The organism is Streptomyces sp. NPDC008121, from assembly GCF_042957155.1.
Taxonomy (GTDB): domain Bacteria; phylum Actinomycetota; class Actinomycetes; order Streptomycetales; family Streptomycetaceae; genus Streptomyces.
In genome coordinates this window covers 1,266,399-1,284,669 of the sequence record NZ_JBIBHT010000001.1, presented here as the reverse complement: position 1 = coordinate 1,284,669, position 18,271 = coordinate 1,266,399, and the positions used below count along the sequence as shown (strand labels likewise).

The window sequence follows — 18,271 nt, the reverse complement described above, 5'->3', positions numbered from 1 at the left end:
GTGTCCGCCATACCCAGCTTCACCGGTGACGCCAGCCCCTACGGAGGCGGCGACCCGTACGCGGACTACCGCACCGCGGACTTCCCCTTCACCCAGTACGCCGACCTCGCCGACCGCCGCCTCGGCGCCGGCGTCATCGCCGCCAACGACGAATTCTTCGCCGAGCGCGAGAACATGCTCAAGCCGCAGGCCGCCGAGTTCGACCCGGAGCACTTCGGACACAAGGGCAAGATCATGGACGGCTGGGAGACCCGCCGCCGCCGCGGCGTCTCCGCCCAGCAGCCGCACCCCACCGACGACGACCACGACTGGGCGTTCGTACGCCTCGGCGCCCCCGGCGTCATCCGCGGCATCGTCATCGACACCGCCCACTTCCGCGGCAACTACCCGCAAGCCGTCTCCGTCGAAGCCACCTCCGTCGCCGGCTCACCCTCCCCCGACGACCTCCTCGCCGACGACGTGAAGTGGACGACCCTCGTCCCGCGCACCGCCATCGGCGGCCACGCCGCCAACGGCTTCGCCGTCGACATCGAACAGCGCTTCACCCACCTCCGCGTCAACCAGCACCCCGACGGCGGCATCGCCCGCCTGCGCGTCCACGGCGAAGTCGCCCCCGACCCCGCCTGGCTCCGCGTCCTCGGCACCTTCGACCTGGCCGCCCTCGAAAACGGCGGCCAGGTCGAGGACGCCTCCGACCGCTTCTACTCCCCGGCCACCAACACCATCCAGCCCGGCCGCTCCCACAAGATGGACGACGGCTGGGAAACCCGCCGCCGCCGCGACAAGGGCAACGACTGGATCCGCTACCAGCTCGTCGCCGAATCCGAGATCCGCGCCATCGAGATCGACACCGCCTACCTCAAGGGCAACAGCGCCGGCTGGGCCGCCCTCTCCGTCGCCGCCGACGGCTCCGACGACTGGACCGAAATCCTCCCCAGGACCCGCCTCCAGCCCGACACCAACCACCGCTACGTCCTCGACACCCCCGCGGTCGGCTCCCGCGTCCGCATCGACATCTACCCCGACGGCGGCATCTCCCGCCTCCGCCTCTTCGGCTCCCTCACCGAAGCGGGCTCGGCGCGCCTGACGGCCCGCCACCAGGAACTGGGCGGGTAACGACACCCCGCCCGGCACGCGAGGGCGCACCGGCCCGACAGCACCGGTGCGCCCTCCTGTTTTGTTTTTTGAGGCTCGGTTCCCCTCCGGGCGCTGAGAGCCGGACTCACAGCCCCGTACGTGCTCGCCCCCTCGTTCCTCGGGGGCTCTGCGCGTTCGGGGCTGTTCCCCCGGCGCGCCCTTCGGGTCACTCGCCTGTCGGGGGCCGGCGTTCGGGTCTGTTCCCCCGGCGCGCCCTTCGGGTCACTCGCCTGTCGGGGGCCGCTTCCGCCGGTCCCGGCGTTCGGGGTCACTCGCCGTCCGGGGCGCTCCCTCTGGGCGCTCGGACGTGGGTGTCACGCCGCGTGGCCGCCGTCCACCGCGAACTCCGCGCCCGTCACGTACGCCGCGTCCGGGCCCGCCAGGAACGCCACCATCGCGGCGACCTCGTCCGGCGTGCCGAAACGACCCAGCGCCGTCCCCGCCGCCTGGGGCTCCGCGTACGGGCCGGACGCCGGGTTCATGTCGGTGTCGACCGGGCCAGGGTGGACGATGTTGGCCGTGATGCCATGGCCGCCCAGCTCCCGCGCGAGGCCCTTGGTCAGCCCGATCAGCGCCGACTTGCTCAACGCGTAGAGCGTCGCACCGGGCCCGGGAACCCGCGCGGTGACACACGAGCCGATCGTCACGATCCTCCCGCCCCGCCCCATCCGTGCCGCCGCCGCCTGCGAGGCGAGGAAGACCGCCCGCACATTCACCGCGAGCACCCGGTCCACGTCGGCCAACGACAGCGACGCCAGCGGCCCCAGCACCCCCACCCCCGCGTTGTTGACCAGGGCGTCCAGCCGCCCGAGCGCGTCCGCCGCCCACTCCACCGCGCCCGCCGCGTCCCCCGCGTCGGCCGCGTCGGCCCGCACGGGGAAGGCCTTGCGCCCCACCGCCTCGATCGCCTCGGCGACCTCCCGCGCCCGCTCCTCTCCCCGTACGTACGTGAACGCCACGTCCGCCCCCTCCCGCGCCAGCCGCACAGCCGTCGCCGCGCCGATCCCCCGGCTGCCGCCCGTCACCAGAACCGCCCTGCCGTCCATCGTGGACATCCCGAACCTCCGTCGATGCGTACTCATGTCATGACTGGTTGCGGGTTCAATGAAAGTCGGGTGGGGCTCAGGGCACCGGCGGGAAACGGACACCGATGAGATCCGCCGGGCGGTGGAGTCGGAGTGAGTGGGACACGATGGACCGGGGGACACCCGGCCGACACCGAAAGGCACCCGCCATGGCCACGCTCAGCCTCACCCAGTTCCTCTCCCTCGACGGCGTCTACCAGGCCCCGGGCGGCCCGGACGAGGACCGCAGCGACGGCTTCGGTCAGGGCGGCTGGTCCGTGCCGTACGGAGACGAGGACTTCGGCCGCTTCATGGACGGGGTCTTCCGGCGGCCCAGCGCCTTCCTCCTCGGCCGGCGGACGTACGAGATCTTCGCCGGCCACTGGCCGCGGCAGACGGACCCCGCGAACCCGGTCGCCTCGAAGCTCAACGCCCTCCCGAAGTACGTCGCGTCGAGAACCCTCGAAAAGGCCGACTGGGCCGGGACCACCGTCCTCGGCGGCGACGTGATCGCGGAGGTCACCGCGCTGAAGGAGGGCACCGACGGCGAGGTGCAGATGCACGGCAGCGGCGGCCTCGCCCGGACCCTGCTCGCCCACGACCTGATCGACACACTCCACCTGCTCGTCTTCCCCGTCGTCCTCGGCGAGGGCCATCGCCTCTTCGCCGACGGCGCCAGGCCCACCGCGTTCCGGCACGTCGAAGGCAGCACCACCGGCTCCGGCATCGCCATCCACACCTACGAACTGGCGGGCCGCCCGGAGTACGGGAGCTACGCCTGAGCGGGCGCGGACGGGCACGTCCAGGAAAGGTGTAGCCGCCACGCGCCGCTCCGGGTACGGTGATCGTCCCCGTGCGAGCCGCCGAAGTCTCCACCCCGGACCACGCGTTGGAGCAGGCCCGCCCATGACAGCCACGTCGCCGACCGCCGCCCCCCTGCCCCTGCGCGCCCCCCGCCCGGCCTGGCTCACCGACCTTCCGGTGCTCCTCGTCGCCGTCGTCTGGGGCGCCAGCTACCTCGCGGCCAAGGGCATCACCACCACCCACACGGTCGTCGCGGTCCTCGTCCTGCGCTTCGCCGTCGTCCTGCCCGCCCTCGTCGTCGCCGGATGGCGGGGGCTGCGCGCGCTCGGCGCCGCCCAGTGGCGCGGCGCCGGGATGCTCGGCCTGGTCCTCAGCGGGATCTTCCTCCTGGAGACCTACGGCGTCGTCCACACCTCCGCCACCAACGCGGGCCTGATCATCAGCCTCACCATGATCCTCACCCCGCTCGCCGAGGCCGCCGTCACCCGCACCCGCCCGCCCCGCGCCTTCCTCCTCGCCGCCGCGCTCTCGGTGACCGGCGTCGTCCTGCTCACCCAGGGCGGCGGGTTCACCACCCCGTCCCTCGGCGATCTGCTGATGCTGCTCGCCGCCGTCGCCCGTACCATCCACGTCCTGGCCATGTCCCGGATCAAGGCGGTCCGCGGCGCCGACTCGCTCTCCCTCACCACCGTCCAACTCGGCGCCGCCGTCGCCGTCTTCGCCCTGCTGGCCGCCGCGCCCGGCACCGGTGCGTCGCCCTGGTCCGTGGCGCTGGACTTCGGCCCCCGGGAGTGGGCCGGGCTGCTCTTCCTCTCCGTCTTCTGCACGCTCTTCGCGTTCTTCGTCCAGATGTGGGCCGTCCGCCGCACCTCCCCCTCCCGGGTCAGCCTGCTCCTCGGCACCGAACCGCTCTGGGCCGCCGCCGCCGGCATCGCGCTCGCCGGCGACCGCCCCGGAGCCCTCGGCATCGCGGGCGCCGTCCTCGTCCTCGCCGGCACGACCTGGGGACGCCGGGCCGCGGACGAGGGCACCCGCTAGGGGGGTCCGGGCCCTACGCCTTCCGCACCCGGTCCGAGACGATCAGGATCACCAGGCCGAGCACCGCTATCACGATGTTCGCGAACAGCTCGCGGCCCTGGAGGAACCAGACGTTCTCCGTCAGGAAACGGGTCAGACCCATCAGACGGAACCAGCCGTCCGTCAGCTCACGGATCACGCCGCAGACGCCGAAGACCAGGGTGAGGAAGCCGACGACTTCCAGGAATCGCTTCATGGCACCAGCATGATCCTTCCGGCCTCGCGCCCGCGTCCACCCCCCGGACATCCCCCGTCGACGGAAGTCTTCCGTCCCGCGACTTTGGTAGCCGAGGCCCCTTCCTACCCGCTCCCGCGGCCCTCACCTGCGTACGTTGGTGGGTATGACTCGGACGGACCGCCACGCCTGGCTGCTGCCCTCGGCGATGGCCGACCCCCCGGCGGACAGCCCCCCGGGCCGTCGGCCCCGCCGCACCGTGCGCGACTGGTTCGTCGACACCCTCCTCTTCCTCCTCGCCGCCTTCGTCGGACTCATCGCCGCCGACTCCACCGAGCAGCTCACCAGCGAGATCGTCGCCTTCGCCGACCAGATCGTCGGCGCCGCCGCCTGCTGCGCCCTCTGGCTCCGCCGCCGCTGGCCCGCGGGAGTCGCCGTCGTCCTCACCGTGATCAGTACGGTCGCTCCCGTCGCCGGCGGAGCCGCCCTCGCCGCCCTCTTCGGCGTCGCCGTCCGCCGCCCCTTCCGCGAGACCGCGCTCATCGGCGGACTCGCCGTCGCCTCCTCCACCGCCCAGGTCTTCCTGCGGCCCGACCCCAGCCTCCACCCCGCCGCGGCCGTCGTGATCGGCATCGTCATGACGCTCCTGGTGACCGCCTGGGGCATGCTCGTCCGCTCCCAGCGGCAGCTCCTCGTGGCCCTGCGCGAACGCGCCCGGCGCGCCGAGGCCGAGGCGGAACTCCGCGCCGAACAGGCCCAGCGCCTGGCCCGCGAGGCCATCGCCCGCGAGATGCACGACGTCCTCGCCCACCGGCTCACCCTGCTCAGCGTGCACGCCGGAGCGCTGGAGTTCCGGCCGGACGCCCCGCCCGAGCAGGTCGCCCGCGCCGCCGGCGTCATCCGGGACAGCGCCCACGAAGCCCTCCAGGACCTGCGCGAGATCATCGGCGTCCTGCGCGCGCCCGGCGAGGACGGCGGTGGCGACCGGCCCCAGCCCACCCTCGACACCCTCGACGAACTGGTCGCCGAATGCCGCGCGGCCGGCATGAAGGTCACCCTCGACCTCGCCCTGGACGGCGCCGACGGTCCCCGCGCCGTCCCCGCCGCCACCGGACGCACCGTCTACCGCATCGCCCAGGAGGGCCTCACCAACGCCCGCAAGCACGCCCCCGGCGCCGATGTCGACATCACCGTGCGCGGCCGCCCCGGCGACGGCCTCACCGTCCACATCCGCAACGCGGCCCCCACCGGCCCCGTCCCGCACGTCCCCGGATCGGGCCAGGGACTCATCGGACTCACCGAGCGCACCACCCTCGCCGGCGGACGGATGGACCACGGCCCCGCCCCCGACGGCGGCTTCGCCCTGCACGCCTGGCTACCGTGGCCCGCATGACCATCCGGCTGCTCATCGTCGACGACGACCCCCTGGTCCGCGCGGGCCTCACCCTCATGCTCGGCGGCGCGGAGGACATCGAGATCGTCGGCGAGGGCGCCGACGGCCGCGACGTCCCCGAACTCGTCGCCCGGCTCGCCCCCGACGTCGTCCTCATGGACATCCGGATGCCCCACGTCGACGGCCTCACCGCCACCGAACGGCTCCGCGCCCGCCCCGGAGCCCCCGAGGTCGTCGTCCTCACCACCTTCCACGCCGACGAACACGTGGTCCGCGCCCTGCGGGCCGGAGCGGCCGGCTTCGTCCTCAAGGACACCCCGCCCGGCGAGATCGTGGCCTCCGTCCGCCGGGTGGCCGCCGGCGACCCCGTCCTGTCCCCGGCCGTCACCCGCCAGCTGATGACCCATGTCGCAGAACAGCAGCCCCGGACCCGCCGCGCGCACGCCACCGCCCGCCTCGCCGAACTCGCCCAGCGGGAACGGGAGGTCGCCGTCGGCGTCGGCCGCGGCCACTCCAACGCCGAGATCGCCGCCGCCCTCTACATGAGCGTGCCGACCGTCAAGACCCACGTCTCCCGCGTCCTCGCCAAACTGGGCCTCAACAACCGCACCCAGATCGCCCTCCTCGTCCACGACGCCGGCCTCCTGGAGGACGACGGGACCCCGTGAGGCGCCCGGGCCCGCCCGCCCCGCCGACGTGCCGGGACCGTTCCGACCGCCCGGGAACCCCGCGCCCCACCCGGCTACGCTGGACCGATGTCGGACATCGATCTGGGGGAGTACGGCCCGGACTTCACCGTGAATCCCCACCCGTACTACGCGAAGATGCGCGAAGCCGGCCCCGTCCACCGGATCCGCACCACGGACGGCAGCCGTCTGTGGCTGGTCGTCGGCCACGAGGCGGCCCGCGCCGCCCTCGCCGACCCGCGGCTCTCCAAGTCACCGTCCGTCGTCGGCATGACCATGCTGGACGAGCGGGTCATCGGCCCCAACCTCCTCGTCCTCGACCCGCCCGACCACACCCGGCTGCGCAGACTGGTCGCCGGGCAGTTCACCGCCCGGCGGGTAGAGAGCCTGCGGCCCCGCGTCGAGCGGCTCACGGGCGAACTCGCCGACGCGATGGCACCGGCCGGACACGCCGACCTGATCGACTCCTTCGCCTTCCCGCTGCCCATCACCGTCATCTGCGAACTGCTCGGCATCCCCGCCGCCGACCGCGACACCTTCCGCGCCTGGTCCAACGAGATCGTCGCCCCGACCGGCGCCGGGCCCGAGGCCGAGGCGATCGAGGGGCTCGCCGCCTACCTCGACTCGCTCATCGAGGACAAGCGCGCCGCCGGCCCCTCCGACGACCTGCTCTCCGACCTGATCACCGCCCGCGCCGAGGACGGCGACCGGCTCTCCCTCGCGGAACTGCGCGCCCTCGCCTACCTCCTGCTCATCGCCGGCCACGAGACGACCGTCAACCTCATCTCCAACGCCGTCCGGGCCCTGCTCACCCACCCCGCCGCCCTCGCCGCCGCGCGCGCCGATCCCGGTCTCCTCGACGGCGTCGTGGAGGAGACCCTCCGCTGGGAGGGGCCGGTGGAGAACGCGACCTTCCGCTTCACCCGGGAACCGGTACGGATCGGGGAGACGGTCATCCCCGCGTACGAACCGGTCCTGGTCTCGCTGGCCTCGGGCGACCGGGACCCGGCGCGCTACCCCGACGCCGACCGCTTCGACCCGCACCGCGACCCCCGGGGGCACCTCGCCTTCGGCCACGGCATCCACTACTGCCTGGGCGCCCCGCTCGCCCGCCTGGAGGCGCGGACCGCGCTCGGCACGCTCCTGGAACGCTTCCCCCAGCTGGAACTCGACCCGGAGGGCGGGGCGCCGGAGTGGCTTCCCGGCCTCCTCATGCGAGGCGTGCGCCGCCTCCCCGTCCGATGGTGAGGCCATGACCGCACTCGATCTCGCACACGCCCGACGGGTCCTGGACGCCCAGCCGTTCAGCCGCCTCCTCGGCGCCCGGCTCACCGCCTTCGGCGAGGGGTCCGCCGCCCTGGAGCTCGACCTCCGCGAGGAGCTGCGGCAGCAGAACGGCTTCGCGCACGGGGGAGTGCTCTCGTACGCCGCCGACAACGCCCTCACCTTCGCCGCCGGCACCGCTCTCGGCGGCGCGGTCCTGACCGCCGGCTTCTCCATCCAGTACGTCCGCCCGGCTCTCGGCGTCACCCTGATCGCCCGCGCCGAGGTGGTCCACGCGGGCAAGCGCCAGGCGGTGGTCCGGTGCGACCTGCTGACCGTGTCCGAGGACGGGTCCGAAGCCCTCTGCGCGGTCGCCCAGGGTTCGGTGCTCGCCGCCGACGGCTGACCCGCGGGCCGTGAAGACAGCCGCGGCGCGAGCACCGACCGGCTGACCGACCGGCCGGGGGAGCCCTCAAGGCCCGCACGCGCGATCCCGGTCAGGCGTCCGGCCCGGCCCCGTCCGCGGGGATCTCCGCCAGGGCGACCGGCCGGCGCTCGCGCCGTGACCGCTCGCACGCCTCGGCGATCCGCAGCGCCCGCAGGGCCTCCCGGCCGTCGCAGGGGTTGGGCGCCGTGCCGCGGACCAGGCGTACGAACGCGTCCAGTTCGGCCTCGTACGCCGGGGCGAACCGCTCCAGGAAACCGGACCAGGGCTTCTCGGGGGGCGGCGGGCCGTGAGGCTCGACGGAGGAGAGCGGGGTCCGGTCGTCCAGGCCGACCACGATCTGGTCCCGGTCACCCGCCAGTTCCATCCGTACGTCGTACCCGGCGCCGTTGCACCGCGTCGCCGTCGCCGTCGCCAGCGTGCCGTCGTCCAGCGTGAGCACCGCCGCCGCCGTGTCCACGTCCCCCGCCGCGCCGAACATCGCGGGACCGGCGTCCGAGCCGGTCGCGTACACCTCCACGACCTCCCGCCCGGTCACCCACCGCAGGATGTCGAAGTCGTGCACCAGGCAGTCGCGGAACAGCCCGCCCGACAGCGGCAGATACGCGGCGGGCGGCGGCGTCGGGTCGGAGGTGGCCGCCCGGACCGTGTGCAGCCGCCCGAGCCGGCCCGCGCGCACCGCCTCGCGGGCCGCGCGGTAGCCGGCGTCGAAGCGGCGCATGAAGCCGAGCTGCAGCTCCGTGCCGGCGCTCTCCACCGCCCGCAGCGCGCGGAGGGTGCCCGGCACGTCGAGGGCGATCGGCTTCTCGCAGAACGCCGGGAGCCCGGCCCGCGCGGCGCGCGCGATCAGCTCGGCGTGCGCGGCGGTGGCGCTGGAGATGACCACCGCGTCCAGCGGACGGCCGAGCAGGGCCTCCACGGTCGGCTCGGCCCCGGCCCCGACCGCCCCCGCCACGGCCGCCGCCCGGCCCGGGTCGGCGTCCGCGACGACCAGCGATTCGATCTCCGGGTGACGGGCCAGCACGCCCGCGTGAAAGGCCCCGATACGGCCCGTTCCGATCAGTCCGATGCGCATGGCCCCAAGGTGCTGCCGGCACGACCCCCTGTCAAGGATTTGTCAGGACAATCGGACGTCACCACTTCCTGTCATCTTTTCCTCCGACTACGCTCGCCCCCGTGGCCAAGCAGTCCCCGCCCCCGCCGAGGTCCGTCGCCTCCCTCCCGCACCTCTCCGTCGACCGCACCAGCCCGGTCCCGCTGTACTACCAGCTCGCCCGGCAGCTGGAGGCGGCCGTCGAGAGCGGCGACCTGACGCCCGGCACCCTCCTCGGCAACGAGATCGACCTCGCCACCCGCCTCGGCCTGTCCCGGCCGACCGTGCGCCAGGCCATCCAGACCCTGGTCGACAAGGGACTCCTGGTCCGCCGCCGGGGCGTCGGCACCCAGGTCGTGCACAGCCAGGTCCGGCGCCCGCTGGAGCTGAGCAGCCTCTACGACGACCTGGAGTCGGCCGGCCAGCGCCCCGCCACCCTCGTCCTGGTCAACCGCGTCGAGCCGGCCACCGCCCGGGTCGCCGCCGCGCTCGGCGTGTCGGAGGGCAGCGACGTCCGCTGCCTGGAACGGCTCCGCGCCGCCCACGGCGAGCCGATGGCCCGGCTGCGCAACCACCTGCCCGCCGGTCTGCTCGACTTCGACACCGAACGACTGGAGGCCACCGGCCTCTACCGCCTGATGCGCGGCGCCGGTATCACTCTGCACAGCGCCCGCCAGACGGTGGGCGCCCGCGCGGCGACCCCCGCCGAGGCGGAGCTGCTCACCGAGGAGGAGGGCGCGCCGCTCCTGACGATGGAGCGCACCACGTTCGACGACACCGGCCGCGCCGTCGAGTTCGGGTCCCACGTCTACCGGGCCTCGCGGTACTCCTTCGAGTTCCAGCTGCTGGTCCGGCCCTGACCGACAACCCCGGTGACGGCCGGGCGCACCCCCATGACCGATACTGCAATGCACGCAGAAGGACATAAAGGAGGGCACGGCCTCGTGACCAGGGTTCGGACAGGAGGGGTACGCGCGGCCATCGGCGCCGTGCTCGCGGTGACGCTCACCGCCGCACTCGCCGGCTGCAGCAGTACGGGGGGCAAGCGGGCCGAGGACGCCCGCAAGGCCGCCGCCGCCCAGGGCAGGGCCGCCGTCGACACACCGAGGTGGACCTTCGCCATGGTCACCCACTCGGGCGACGGGGACACCTTCTGGGACATCGTCCAGAACGGCGCCAAGCAGGCCGCCGTCAAGGACAACATCAACTTCCTGTACGCCCACAGCGACGAGGCCCAGCAGCAGGCGCAGCTGATCGACTCGTACATCGCGAAGGGCGTCGACGGGCTCATCGTCACCCTCGCCAAGCCGGACGCGATGAAGACGGCGGTCGCCAAGGCGGTGAAGGCCGGCATCCCGGTCATCACCGTCAACTCCGGATCGGAGCAGTCCAAGGCCTTCGGCGCGCTCACCCACATCGGCCAGGACGAGGCCGTCGCCGGCGAGGCGGTCGGCGAGGAACTCGACAAGCGGGGGCGCAAGAAGGCCCTGTGCGTCCTGCACGAGCAGGGCAACGTCGGCCACGAGCAGCGCTGCGGCGGAGCGAAGAAGACCTTCGGCGGCGACCTGCAGAACCTCTACGTCGACGGCACCAACATGCCCGACGTGCAGGCGTCCATCGAGGCCAAGCTCCAGGCCGACCCCTCCATCGACGCGGTCGTCACCCTCGGCGCGCCCTTCGCCGACGCCGCCGTCCAGGCGAAGAAGACCGCCGGCAGCGACGCGGAGATCGACACCTTCGACCTCAACGCCAAGGTCGCCACCGCCCTCGGCGCCGGGACGCTCGGCTTCGCCGTCGACCAGCAGCCCTACCTCCAGGGGTACGAGGCCGTCGACCTGCTCTGGCTGTACAAGTACAACGCCGATGTCCTCGGCGGCGGCAAGCCGGTCCTCACCGGCCCGCAGATCATCACCAAGGACGACGCCACCGCGCTCAAGGAGTACACCGAGCGGGGCACCCGATGAGCACCACCAGCCCGTCCGGCCTCGACCACGTCGACGAACGGCTGCTGCGCACCTCACCGCTGCGCAAACTGCTCGCCCGGCCCGAACTCGGCTCGGTCGTCGGCGCGGCCGCCGTCTTCCTGTTCTTCGCGATCGTCGCCGACAGCTTCCTGCGCGCCTCCAGCCTCGGCACGGTCCTCTACGCCGCCTCCACCATCGGCATCATGGCGGTGCCCGTCGCCCTGCTGATGATCGGCGGGGAGTTCGACCTGTCGGCCGGCGTGATGGTGACCAGCTCCGCGCTGATCTCCTCGATGTTCAGCTACCAGATGACGGCGAACGTCTGGGTCGGCGTCGGCGTCTCCCTGCTCGTCACCCTCGCCATCGGCGTCTTCAACGGCTTCATGCTGACCCGCACGAAACTGCCCAGCTTCATCATCACGCTCGGCACGTTCCTGATGCTGACCGGTCTCAACCTCGGTCTCACCAAGCTGATCAGCGGCACCGTCTCCACCAAGTCGATCGCCGACATGGAGGGCTTCCCCTCCGCCAGGAAGCTCTTCGCCTCCCAGCTGACCGTCGGCGGCGTCGAGCTGAAGGTCACCATCCTGTGGTGGCTCGTCCTGGTGGCCCTGGCCACCTGGATCCTGCTGCGCACCCGTTTCGGCAACTGGATCTTCGCCGTCGGCGGCGGCGCCGACGCGGCCCGCGCGGTCGGCGTCCCGGTCTTCAAGACCAAGATCGGCCTCTACATGGGCGTGGCCTTCTGCGCCTGGGTCTCCGGCCAGCACCTGCTCTTCTCCTTCGACGTCGTCCAGTCGGGCGAGGGCGTCGGCAACGAGCTGATCTACATCATCGCGGCGGTGATCGGCGGCTGCCTGATCACCGGCGGCTACGGCTCCGCCATCGGCTCGGCGGTCGGGGCGTTCATCTTCGGCATGACCAGCAAGGGCATCGTCTACGCCGAGTGGAACCCGGACTGGTTCAAGTTCTTCCTGGGAGCGATGCTCCTCCTGGCGACCCTGCTGAACGCCTGGATCCGCAAGCGCGTGGAGGCGACCAAGTGACCACGACCCCTCCGCCGGCCCCGTCGCCCGCGCCCTCCGCCGCGCCGGATCCGGCGCCGCTGGTCGAGCTGGACGACGTCAGCAAGTACTACGGCAACATCCGGGCCCTCGAAGGCGTCTCGCTGGAGGTCCACCCGGGCGAGATCACCTGCGTCCTCGGCGACAACGGCGCCGGCAAGTCCACCCTCATCAAGATCATCGCGGGGCTCCACCGGCACGACGCCGGCACCTTCCGCATCGAGGGCGAGGAGGTCTCCCTGGCCAACCCGCGCGAGGCGCTGGACCGGGGGATCGCCACCGTCTACCAGGACCTCGCCGTCGTCCCCCTGATGCCGGTCTGGCGCAACTTCTTCCTCGGCTCCGAGCCCACCAAGGGCGCCGGACCGTTCAAGCGCCTGGACGTCGAGCGGATGCGCCGGACCACCCGCGCCGAGCTGCTGCGCATGGGCATCGACCTGCGCGACGTCGACCAGCCCATCGGCACCCTCTCCGGCGGCGAGCGCCAGTGCGTGGCCATCGCCCGGGCGGTCCACTTCGGGGCCAAGGTCCTCGTCCTCGACGAGCCGACCGCCGCGCTCGGCGTGAAGCAGTCCGGAGTGGTCCTGAAGTACGTGGCCGCCGCCCGTGACCAAGGCCTCGGCGTGGTGCTCATCACCCACAACCCCCACCACGCCTACCTCGTCGGCGACCGGTTCATCCTGCTCAAGCGCGGTCTCATGTCGGGCAGCCACACCAAGACCGGCGCCGGCGCCGTCACCTTGGACGAGCTGACCCGCCAGATGGCCGGCGGCAGCGAGCTGGAGGACCTCCGCCACGAACTGGAGCGCCCCTCCGCCACGTGACGGCGCCCCGACACCCCACCTGGCAGAATCGAGCCGATGAGTACCTACCGCGACCTCACCCAGCGCGGCTCCGCCCGGGGCACCGTGCTGCGGACCGTCGGCACCCGCGAACGGCGCTCCCACCTGACCGCCCCGAAGGTGCCCACCGTCGGCATCGACATCGGCGGTACGAAGGTCATGGCCGGTGTCGTCGACGCGGACGGCACCATCCTGGAGCAGCTCCGCACCGAGACGCCCGACAAGTCCAAGAGCCCCAAGGTCGTCGAGGACACCATCGTCGAGCTGGTCCTGGACCTCTCCGACCGGCACGACGTGCACGCCGTCGGCATCGGCGCGGCCGGCTGGGTCGACGCCGAGCGGGCCACGGTGCTCTTCGCCCCGCACCTGGCCTGGCGCAACGAACCGCTGCGCGACGCGCTCGAGTCCCGGCTCGCCGTCCCCGTCATGGTGGACAACGACGCCAACACCGCGGCCTGGGCCGAGTGGCGCTTCGGCGCCGGACGCGGCGAGGACCACCTCGTCATGATCACGCTCGGCACCGGCATCGGCGGGGCGATCCTGGAGGAGGGCCGGGTCAAGCGCGGGAAGTACGGCGTCGCCGGCGAGTTCGGCCACATGCAGGTCGTCCCCGGCGGCCACCGCTGCCCCTGCGGCAACCGCGGCTGCTGGGAGCAGTACAGCTCCGGGAACGCCCTGGTCCGCGAGGCCCGTGAGCTGGCCGCCGCCGACTCGCCGGTCGCGTACAACATCATCGACCGGGTCCAGGGCAACGTCCCCGAGATCACCGGCCCGCTCATCACCGAGCTGGCCCGCGAGGGCGACGCCATGTGCGTGGAGCTGCTCCAGGACATCGGCCAGTGGCTCGGCGTCGGCATCGCCAACCTCGCCGCGGCCCTCGACCCCTCCTGCTTCGTCATCGGCGGCGGCGTCAGCGCCGCCGACGACCTCCTCATCGGCCCCGCCCGGGACGCCTTCCGCCGGCATCTGACCGGCCGCGGCTACCGCCCCGAGGCCCGTATCGCCAAGGCCCAGCTCGGCCCCGAGGCCGGCATGGTCGGCGCCGCCGACCTCGCCCGGCTCGTCGCCCGCCGCTTCCGCCGCGCCAACCGCCGCCGGGTCGAACGCCACGAACGCTACGAGCGCTACGCCCAGGCACTGCTCAACGGCACCGCCGGACGCGCCTCCCGCACCACCCAGGACCCGCCCTCATGACCGTCCCCTCCCCGTCCGCCTCCCCCGAGCAGCGGACGAAGCTGCCCGAGGACCGGCGCCACATGATCCGCCGCCGCTGGCTGACGGCGATCATCATCGTCCTCCTCGTCGGCATCCCGGCCGGCTATCTGCTGATCTCCGCGGGCCAGAGCCGCGACAGCGGGCGGGACAAGGAGCGCGAGTCCTCGGCCGCGGGCCTCCAGGACAACTGGCCCTCCCAGATGAAGCGCCGGATCTTCGAGGTCCCCATCCCGGCCGGCAGCACCGACGTCGCCTACTACGAGACGAGCAACTGGCGCACCAGCCGCCTGTACGTCCGGTTCACGACCAGCGCCGGCAAGCTCGACACCTTCCTCGACCGGCTCGGCACCAGCCGCTCCGGCCTCACGGCCGGCGAGGTCACCATCGGCGAGCGCGACGCCTCGATCGTCGGCTGGGACTTCCCGCGCGACCGCGACTGGTCGGGCACCAGCATCACCCGCGACAAGCCGAGACCGGGCCAGGACCTCACCGTCGACCTCACCGACCCGGCGGCCCCGACCGTCTACGTCGTCTCCACCACCACGCCCTGACAGGCGCCCGCCACCCCCGGGAGGACGCCCCGGAGCCGGCCCGCTCCGGCCGGAGCGCCCTCGTCGGCACACCGCCCCCGGAGAGTGCTCATCGCCCCCCGCCACGGGCCGACCACGGGATGTGAGAGCGTGCAGGGCGTGAGTGAGACACCGACGAACACCCTGCAATACCGCGTCGACGGGCCGGACCAGGCCCCGGTCCTGGTCCTCGGCCCCTCGCTGGGAACGACCATGCACATGTGGGACCGGCAGATACCGGAGCTGACCCGGCAGTGGCGGGTCGTCCGCTTCGACCTGCCCGGGCACGGCGGCGCCCCCGCCCGGTCCTTCACCACCGTCGCCGAGCTGGGCGACCGGCTCCTGGCCACCCTCGACGAGCTGGGCGTCCAGCGCTTCGGGTACGCGGGCTGCTCCATCGGCGGCGCGGTCGGACTCGACCTCGCCCTGCGGGCACCCCACCGGGTCGCCTCCCTGGCCCTGATCGCCGCCTCGCCCCGGTTCGGCAGCGCCGACGAGTTCCGCCAGCGCGGGGTCGTCGTCCGGACCCACGGCCTCGAACCCATGGCGCGCACCGCCCCCGAGCAGTGGTTCACCCCGGGCTTCGCCGCCGGCCAGCCGGCGATCGTCGAGTGGGCCGTCCAGATGGTGCGCACGACCGACCCCGGCTGCTACGTCGGCGCCTGCGAGGCCCTCGCCCTCTTCGACGTCCGCGACGCCCTGGGCCGGATCGGCGTCCCCGCCCTGGTCCTGGTCGGCTCCGACGACCAGGTCACCGGCCCCGCCGAGGCCCGCACCCTGGTCGCCGGGATAGCCGACGCCCGGCTCGCCGTCGTCCCCGGCGCCTCCCACCTCGCCCCGGTCGAACAGCCCGGAGCCGTCACCGACCTCCTCACCGGCCACTTCGCGGGGATCGTCCACGACACCCAGAGCGCCCTGCCCGCCCCGCCGATGCCGCCCGTCTCCGCCCCGGTCGCCCCCGTCGCCGAGATCGCCCCGTCGGCGGCCGTCCCCGAGGGAACGGGTTCCGTGCGGCCCGACCCGTACGACGAAGGCCTCAAGCTGCGCCGCGAGGTCCTCGGCGACGCCCATGTGGACCAGGTGCTCGACGACGGGTTCGGCGCCGAGTTCCAGGCCCTGGTCACCCGCTACGCCTGGGGCGAGGTGTGGAACCGCGAGGGCCTGGACCGCCGCACCCGCAGCTGCGTCACCCTCACCGCCCTGATCGCCGGCGGTCACCTCGACGCCCTCGCCGACCACACCCGGGCCGCCCTGCGCAGCGGACTGTCCCCGGCGGAGATCCGGGAGGTCCTGCTGCAGACGGCGGTCTACTGCGGGATGCCCGCCGCCGACAGCGCCCTGCGCGTGGTGCGGCGGGTGATCGAGGAGGAGACCACCCCGTAGGGTGGGCCGTTCCATGCCGTCGTGAGGGGGACCCCTGTGAAGCTGACGAAGAAGTCGCACGCCTGCATCCGCCTGGAGAAGGCGGGGCGGTCCCTCGTCGTCGACCCCGGCGGGTTCAGCGAGGAGGACGCCGCACTCGGCGCCGACGCCGTCCTCGTCACCCACGAGCACCCCGACCACTTCGACGAGGGACGGCTGCGGGCCGGTCTCGAGGCCAACCCGGCGGCCGAGATCTGGACGCTGCGGAGCGTGGCCGAGCAGCTCTCGGCCGCGTTCCCCGGCCGGGTCCACACCGTCGGCGACGGCGACACGTTCACCGCCGCCGGCTTCGAGGTGCAGGTCCACGGCGAGCTGCACGCCGTGATCCACCCGGACATCCCCCGGGTCACCAACATCGGCTTCCTGGTCGACGACGCGGTCTTCCACCCCGGCGACGCCCTGACCCTGCCCGGCCGGCCCGTCGACACCCTGATGCTGCCGGTGATGGCCCCCTGGAACAAGATCTCCGAGGTCATCGACTACGTCCGCGAGATCAGACCGCGCCGGGCCTACGACATCCACGACGCCCTGCTCACCGACCTCGCCCGGCCGATCTACGACCGCCAGATCGGCGCACTCGGCGGCACGGACCACGGCCGGCTGACCCCCGGCGACTCCACCGAGCTGTGACCGCGCCGCGGCCGCGGACGCGGTGACTGTCACACCCCGCCGTTAGGCTTGCGGCCATGCGCATCGCCACGTGGAACGTCAATTCGATCACCGCCCGGCTGCCCCGCCTCCTGGCCTGGCTGGAGAGCAGCGGCACGGACGTGCTCTGCCTCCAGGAGACCAAGTGCACCGCCGAGCAGTTCCCCACCGACGAGCTGCGCGAGCTGGGATACGCCTCCGTCGTCCACGCCACCGGGCGGTGGAACGGCGTCGCCCTGCTCTCCAAGGTGGGCCTTGACGACGTCGTCATGGGCCTGCCCGGCGCGCCCGACTACGAGACCGCGCAGGAGCCCCGCGCGATCTCCGCGACCTGCGGCCCGGTGCGCGTCTGGTCGGTGTACGTCCCCAACGGCCGCGAGGTCGCCCACGAGCACTACGCCTACAAGCTGCGCTGGCTGGAGGCGCTCCAGGCCGCCGTCGCCGAGGACGCGGCGGGCGGGCGCCCCTTCGCCGTCCTCGGTGACTACAACATCGCCCCGACCGACGACGACGTCTGGGACATCTCCCTCTTCGAGGGCGCCACGCACGTCACCGCCCCCGAGCGGGCGGCGCTCGCCGGTCTGCGCGAGACCGGGCTGACCGACATCGTCCCGCGCCCCCTCAAGTACGACCACCCCTATACGTACTGGGACTACCGCCAGCTCTCCTTCCCGAAGAACAAGGGCATGCGGATCGACCTCGTGTACGGCAACAAGCCGTTCGCCGACGCCGTGAAGGACAGCTACGTCGACCGCGAGGAGCGCAAGGGCAAGGGCGCGTCCGACCACGCCCCGGTCGTCGTCGACCTGGACATCTGACCCCCCGGCGCGCGCCGGTCCGCGCGCCGGGGGTTCGCCGCGCGCCCCGGCGCCCGGACGATCTCCGCGCGCCGGGTGGTGCCGGGCGAGGGTCCGGTGCGACGCTGGACGGATGTACATCCCGTTCCTGGACAACTGGCGCAAGCGGCGCGAAGCCGAGAGCACCCCGCTGGCCGCGGCCTTCGACCGTGACCCGGAGGGGATGGGGGAGCTGCTCGCCGAGTGCGAGCTGCTGCGCGCCAGGGCCGAGGAGGCCGGGATCGCCCTGGATGACACTCCGCGCTCGCTCGGGGCGATCGACCAGCTCACTCCGCGCTGGCGCGACGATCCGGAGGAGCTGCCCTGGCTGGGCAATGACGCCGGCCTCTATCTGGGCACGGTGATCGTGCGCACGGTGCCCGGGGCGAGCTGGCAGCTGTGGCCCGGCGGGCAGCCGATCGTCCGGCTGGCCTCCGGCCGGGAGATCAACGTGGTCGAGGCCGGACTCGACTGGGCCGTGAGCGGATCGCCCGAACTCTCCCAGGTGTACGCGGAAGCCGCCGAGTACTGACCGTTTTCCTCGCCTTCGGCAGTAAATACGGCTTATCCCCGT

20 protein-coding genes are annotated in these 18,271 nt (G+C 73.1%); 17 read left to right on the top strand and 3 right to left on the bottom strand.

Annotated features, from left to right (window positions below; all coding sequences use genetic code 11):
* A complete protein-coding gene (gene alc, locus ACFZBD_RS05510) occupies positions 1-1,116 on the top strand; it encodes an allantoicase (RefSeq protein WP_391135720.1) in 1,116 nt (371 codons plus the stop codon).
* 335 nt (positions 1,117-1,451) lie between these two features.
* Here the strand turns inward: alc and ACFZBD_RS05505 are convergent, their stop codons facing one another.
* A complete protein-coding gene (locus ACFZBD_RS05505; RefSeq protein ID WP_391135717.1) occupies positions 1,452-2,192 on the bottom strand; it encodes an SDR family oxidoreductase in 741 nt (246 codons plus the stop codon).
* A gap of 179 nt (positions 2,193-2,371) precedes the next feature.
* Between ACFZBD_RS05505 and ACFZBD_RS05500 the strand changes: the two genes are divergently transcribed.
* Complete coding sequence (locus ACFZBD_RS05500; protein WP_391135714.1) at positions 2,372-2,983, top strand: dihydrofolate reductase family protein; 612 nt, start codon at positions 2,372-2,374, stop codon at positions 2,981-2,983.
* Between the two features lie 124 nt (positions 2,984-3,107).
* Positions 3,108-4,043, top strand: coding sequence for an EamA family transporter (locus ACFZBD_RS05495; protein WP_391135711.1), 936 nt, complete (start codon positions 3,108-3,110; stop codon positions 4,041-4,043).
* Positions 4,044-4,056: 13 nt separating this feature from the next.
* Here the strand turns inward: ACFZBD_RS05495 and ACFZBD_RS05490 are convergent, their stop codons facing one another.
* Positions 4,057-4,278, bottom strand: a complete 222-nt coding sequence (locus ACFZBD_RS05490) for a hypothetical protein (protein WP_391135708.1) — start codon at positions 4,276-4,278, stop codon at positions 4,057-4,059.
* Between the two features lie 145 nt (positions 4,279-4,423).
* On the opposite strand from ACFZBD_RS05490, the gene ACFZBD_RS05485 reads away from it, so the two are divergent.
* The 4 genes from ACFZBD_RS05485 (at position 4,424) to ACFZBD_RS05470 (ending at position 8,005) form a co-directional block, all read left to right on the top strand.
* Positions 4,424-5,650: a histidine kinase gene (locus tag ACFZBD_RS05485; protein ID WP_391135705.1), complete on the top strand. Its 1,227-nt coding sequence runs from the start codon at positions 4,424-4,426 to the stop codon at positions 5,648-5,650.
* Positions 5,647-6,318, top strand: coding sequence for a response regulator (locus ACFZBD_RS05480; RefSeq protein WP_391135702.1), 672 nt, complete (start codon positions 5,647-5,649; stop codon positions 6,316-6,318). Before ACFZBD_RS05485 ends, ACFZBD_RS05480 begins: the two co-directional genes overlap by 4 nt.
* Before the next feature lie 87 nt (positions 6,319-6,405).
* The gene (locus ACFZBD_RS05475; protein WP_391135699.1) at positions 6,406-7,584 is read left to right on the top strand and encodes a cytochrome P450; all 1,179 of its coding nucleotides are present in this window, start codon (positions 6,406-6,408) and stop codon (positions 7,582-7,584) included.
* A gap of 4 nt (positions 7,585-7,588) precedes the next feature.
* On the top strand, positions 7,589-8,005 hold the full coding sequence (locus ACFZBD_RS05470; protein WP_391135696.1) for a hotdog fold thioesterase: 417 nt from the start codon (positions 7,589-7,591) through the stop codon (positions 8,003-8,005).
* A 91-nt stretch (positions 8,006-8,096) separates the two neighbouring features.
* On the opposite strand, the gene ACFZBD_RS05465 is transcribed toward ACFZBD_RS05470, so the two are convergent.
* Positions 8,097-9,119, bottom strand: coding sequence for a Gfo/Idh/MocA family oxidoreductase (locus tag ACFZBD_RS05465; RefSeq protein WP_391135693.1), 1,023 nt, complete (start codon positions 9,117-9,119; stop codon positions 8,097-8,099).
* 101 nt (positions 9,120-9,220) lie between these two features.
* On the opposite strand from ACFZBD_RS05465, the gene ACFZBD_RS05460 reads away from it, so the two are divergent.
* From ACFZBD_RS05460 to ACFZBD_RS05415, 10 genes are all read left to right on the top strand, one after another.
* Positions 9,221-9,997, top strand: a complete 777-nt coding sequence (locus tag ACFZBD_RS05460; protein ID WP_391135690.1) for a UTRA domain-containing protein — start codon at positions 9,221-9,223, stop codon at positions 9,995-9,997.
* A 120-nt stretch (positions 9,998-10,117) separates the two neighbouring features.
* Positions 10,118-11,101, top strand: coding sequence for a substrate-binding domain-containing protein (locus ACFZBD_RS05455; protein ID WP_391135975.1), 984 nt, complete (start codon positions 10,118-10,120; stop codon positions 11,099-11,101).
* The gene (locus ACFZBD_RS05450) at positions 11,098-12,147 is read left to right on the top strand and encodes an ABC transporter permease (RefSeq protein ID WP_391135687.1); all 1,050 of its coding nucleotides are present in this window, start codon (positions 11,098-11,100) and stop codon (positions 12,145-12,147) included. The genes ACFZBD_RS05455 and ACFZBD_RS05450 overlap by 4 nt, the downstream gene beginning before the upstream one ends.
* The gene (locus ACFZBD_RS05445; protein WP_391135684.1) at positions 12,144-12,989 is read left to right on the top strand and encodes an ATP-binding cassette domain-containing protein; all 846 of its coding nucleotides are present in this window, start codon (positions 12,144-12,146) and stop codon (positions 12,987-12,989) included. Before ACFZBD_RS05450 ends, ACFZBD_RS05445 begins: the two co-directional genes overlap by 4 nt.
* Positions 12,990-13,025: 36 nt before the next feature.
* Positions 13,026-14,201 (top strand): ROK family glucokinase, encoded by a 1,176-nt coding sequence (locus ACFZBD_RS05440; RefSeq protein WP_391135681.1) that lies wholly within the window; start codon positions 13,026-13,028, stop codon positions 14,199-14,201.
* Positions 14,198-14,773, top strand: coding sequence for a hypothetical protein (locus ACFZBD_RS05435; RefSeq protein WP_391135678.1), 576 nt, complete (start codon positions 14,198-14,200; stop codon positions 14,771-14,773). The genes ACFZBD_RS05440 and ACFZBD_RS05435 overlap by 4 nt, the downstream gene beginning before the upstream one ends.
* A gap of 138 nt (positions 14,774-14,911) precedes the next feature.
* Positions 14,912-16,174, top strand: coding sequence for an alpha/beta fold hydrolase (locus tag ACFZBD_RS05430; protein WP_391135675.1), 1,263 nt, complete (start codon positions 14,912-14,914; stop codon positions 16,172-16,174).
* Between the two features lie 36 nt (positions 16,175-16,210).
* Complete coding sequence (locus tag ACFZBD_RS05425) at positions 16,211-16,843, top strand: MBL fold metallo-hydrolase (protein WP_391135672.1); 633 nt, start codon at positions 16,211-16,213, stop codon at positions 16,841-16,843.
* A gap of 56 nt (positions 16,844-16,899) precedes the next feature.
* Positions 16,900-17,679, top strand: a complete 780-nt coding sequence (locus tag ACFZBD_RS05420) for an exodeoxyribonuclease III (protein WP_391135667.1) — start codon at positions 16,900-16,902, stop codon at positions 17,677-17,679.
* Between the two features lie 112 nt (positions 17,680-17,791).
* Positions 17,792-18,229: a DUF6278 family protein gene (locus ACFZBD_RS05415; protein ID WP_391135664.1), complete on the top strand. Its 438-nt coding sequence runs from the start codon at positions 17,792-17,794 to the stop codon at positions 18,227-18,229.
* Positions 18,230-18,271 lie beyond the last annotated feature (42 nt).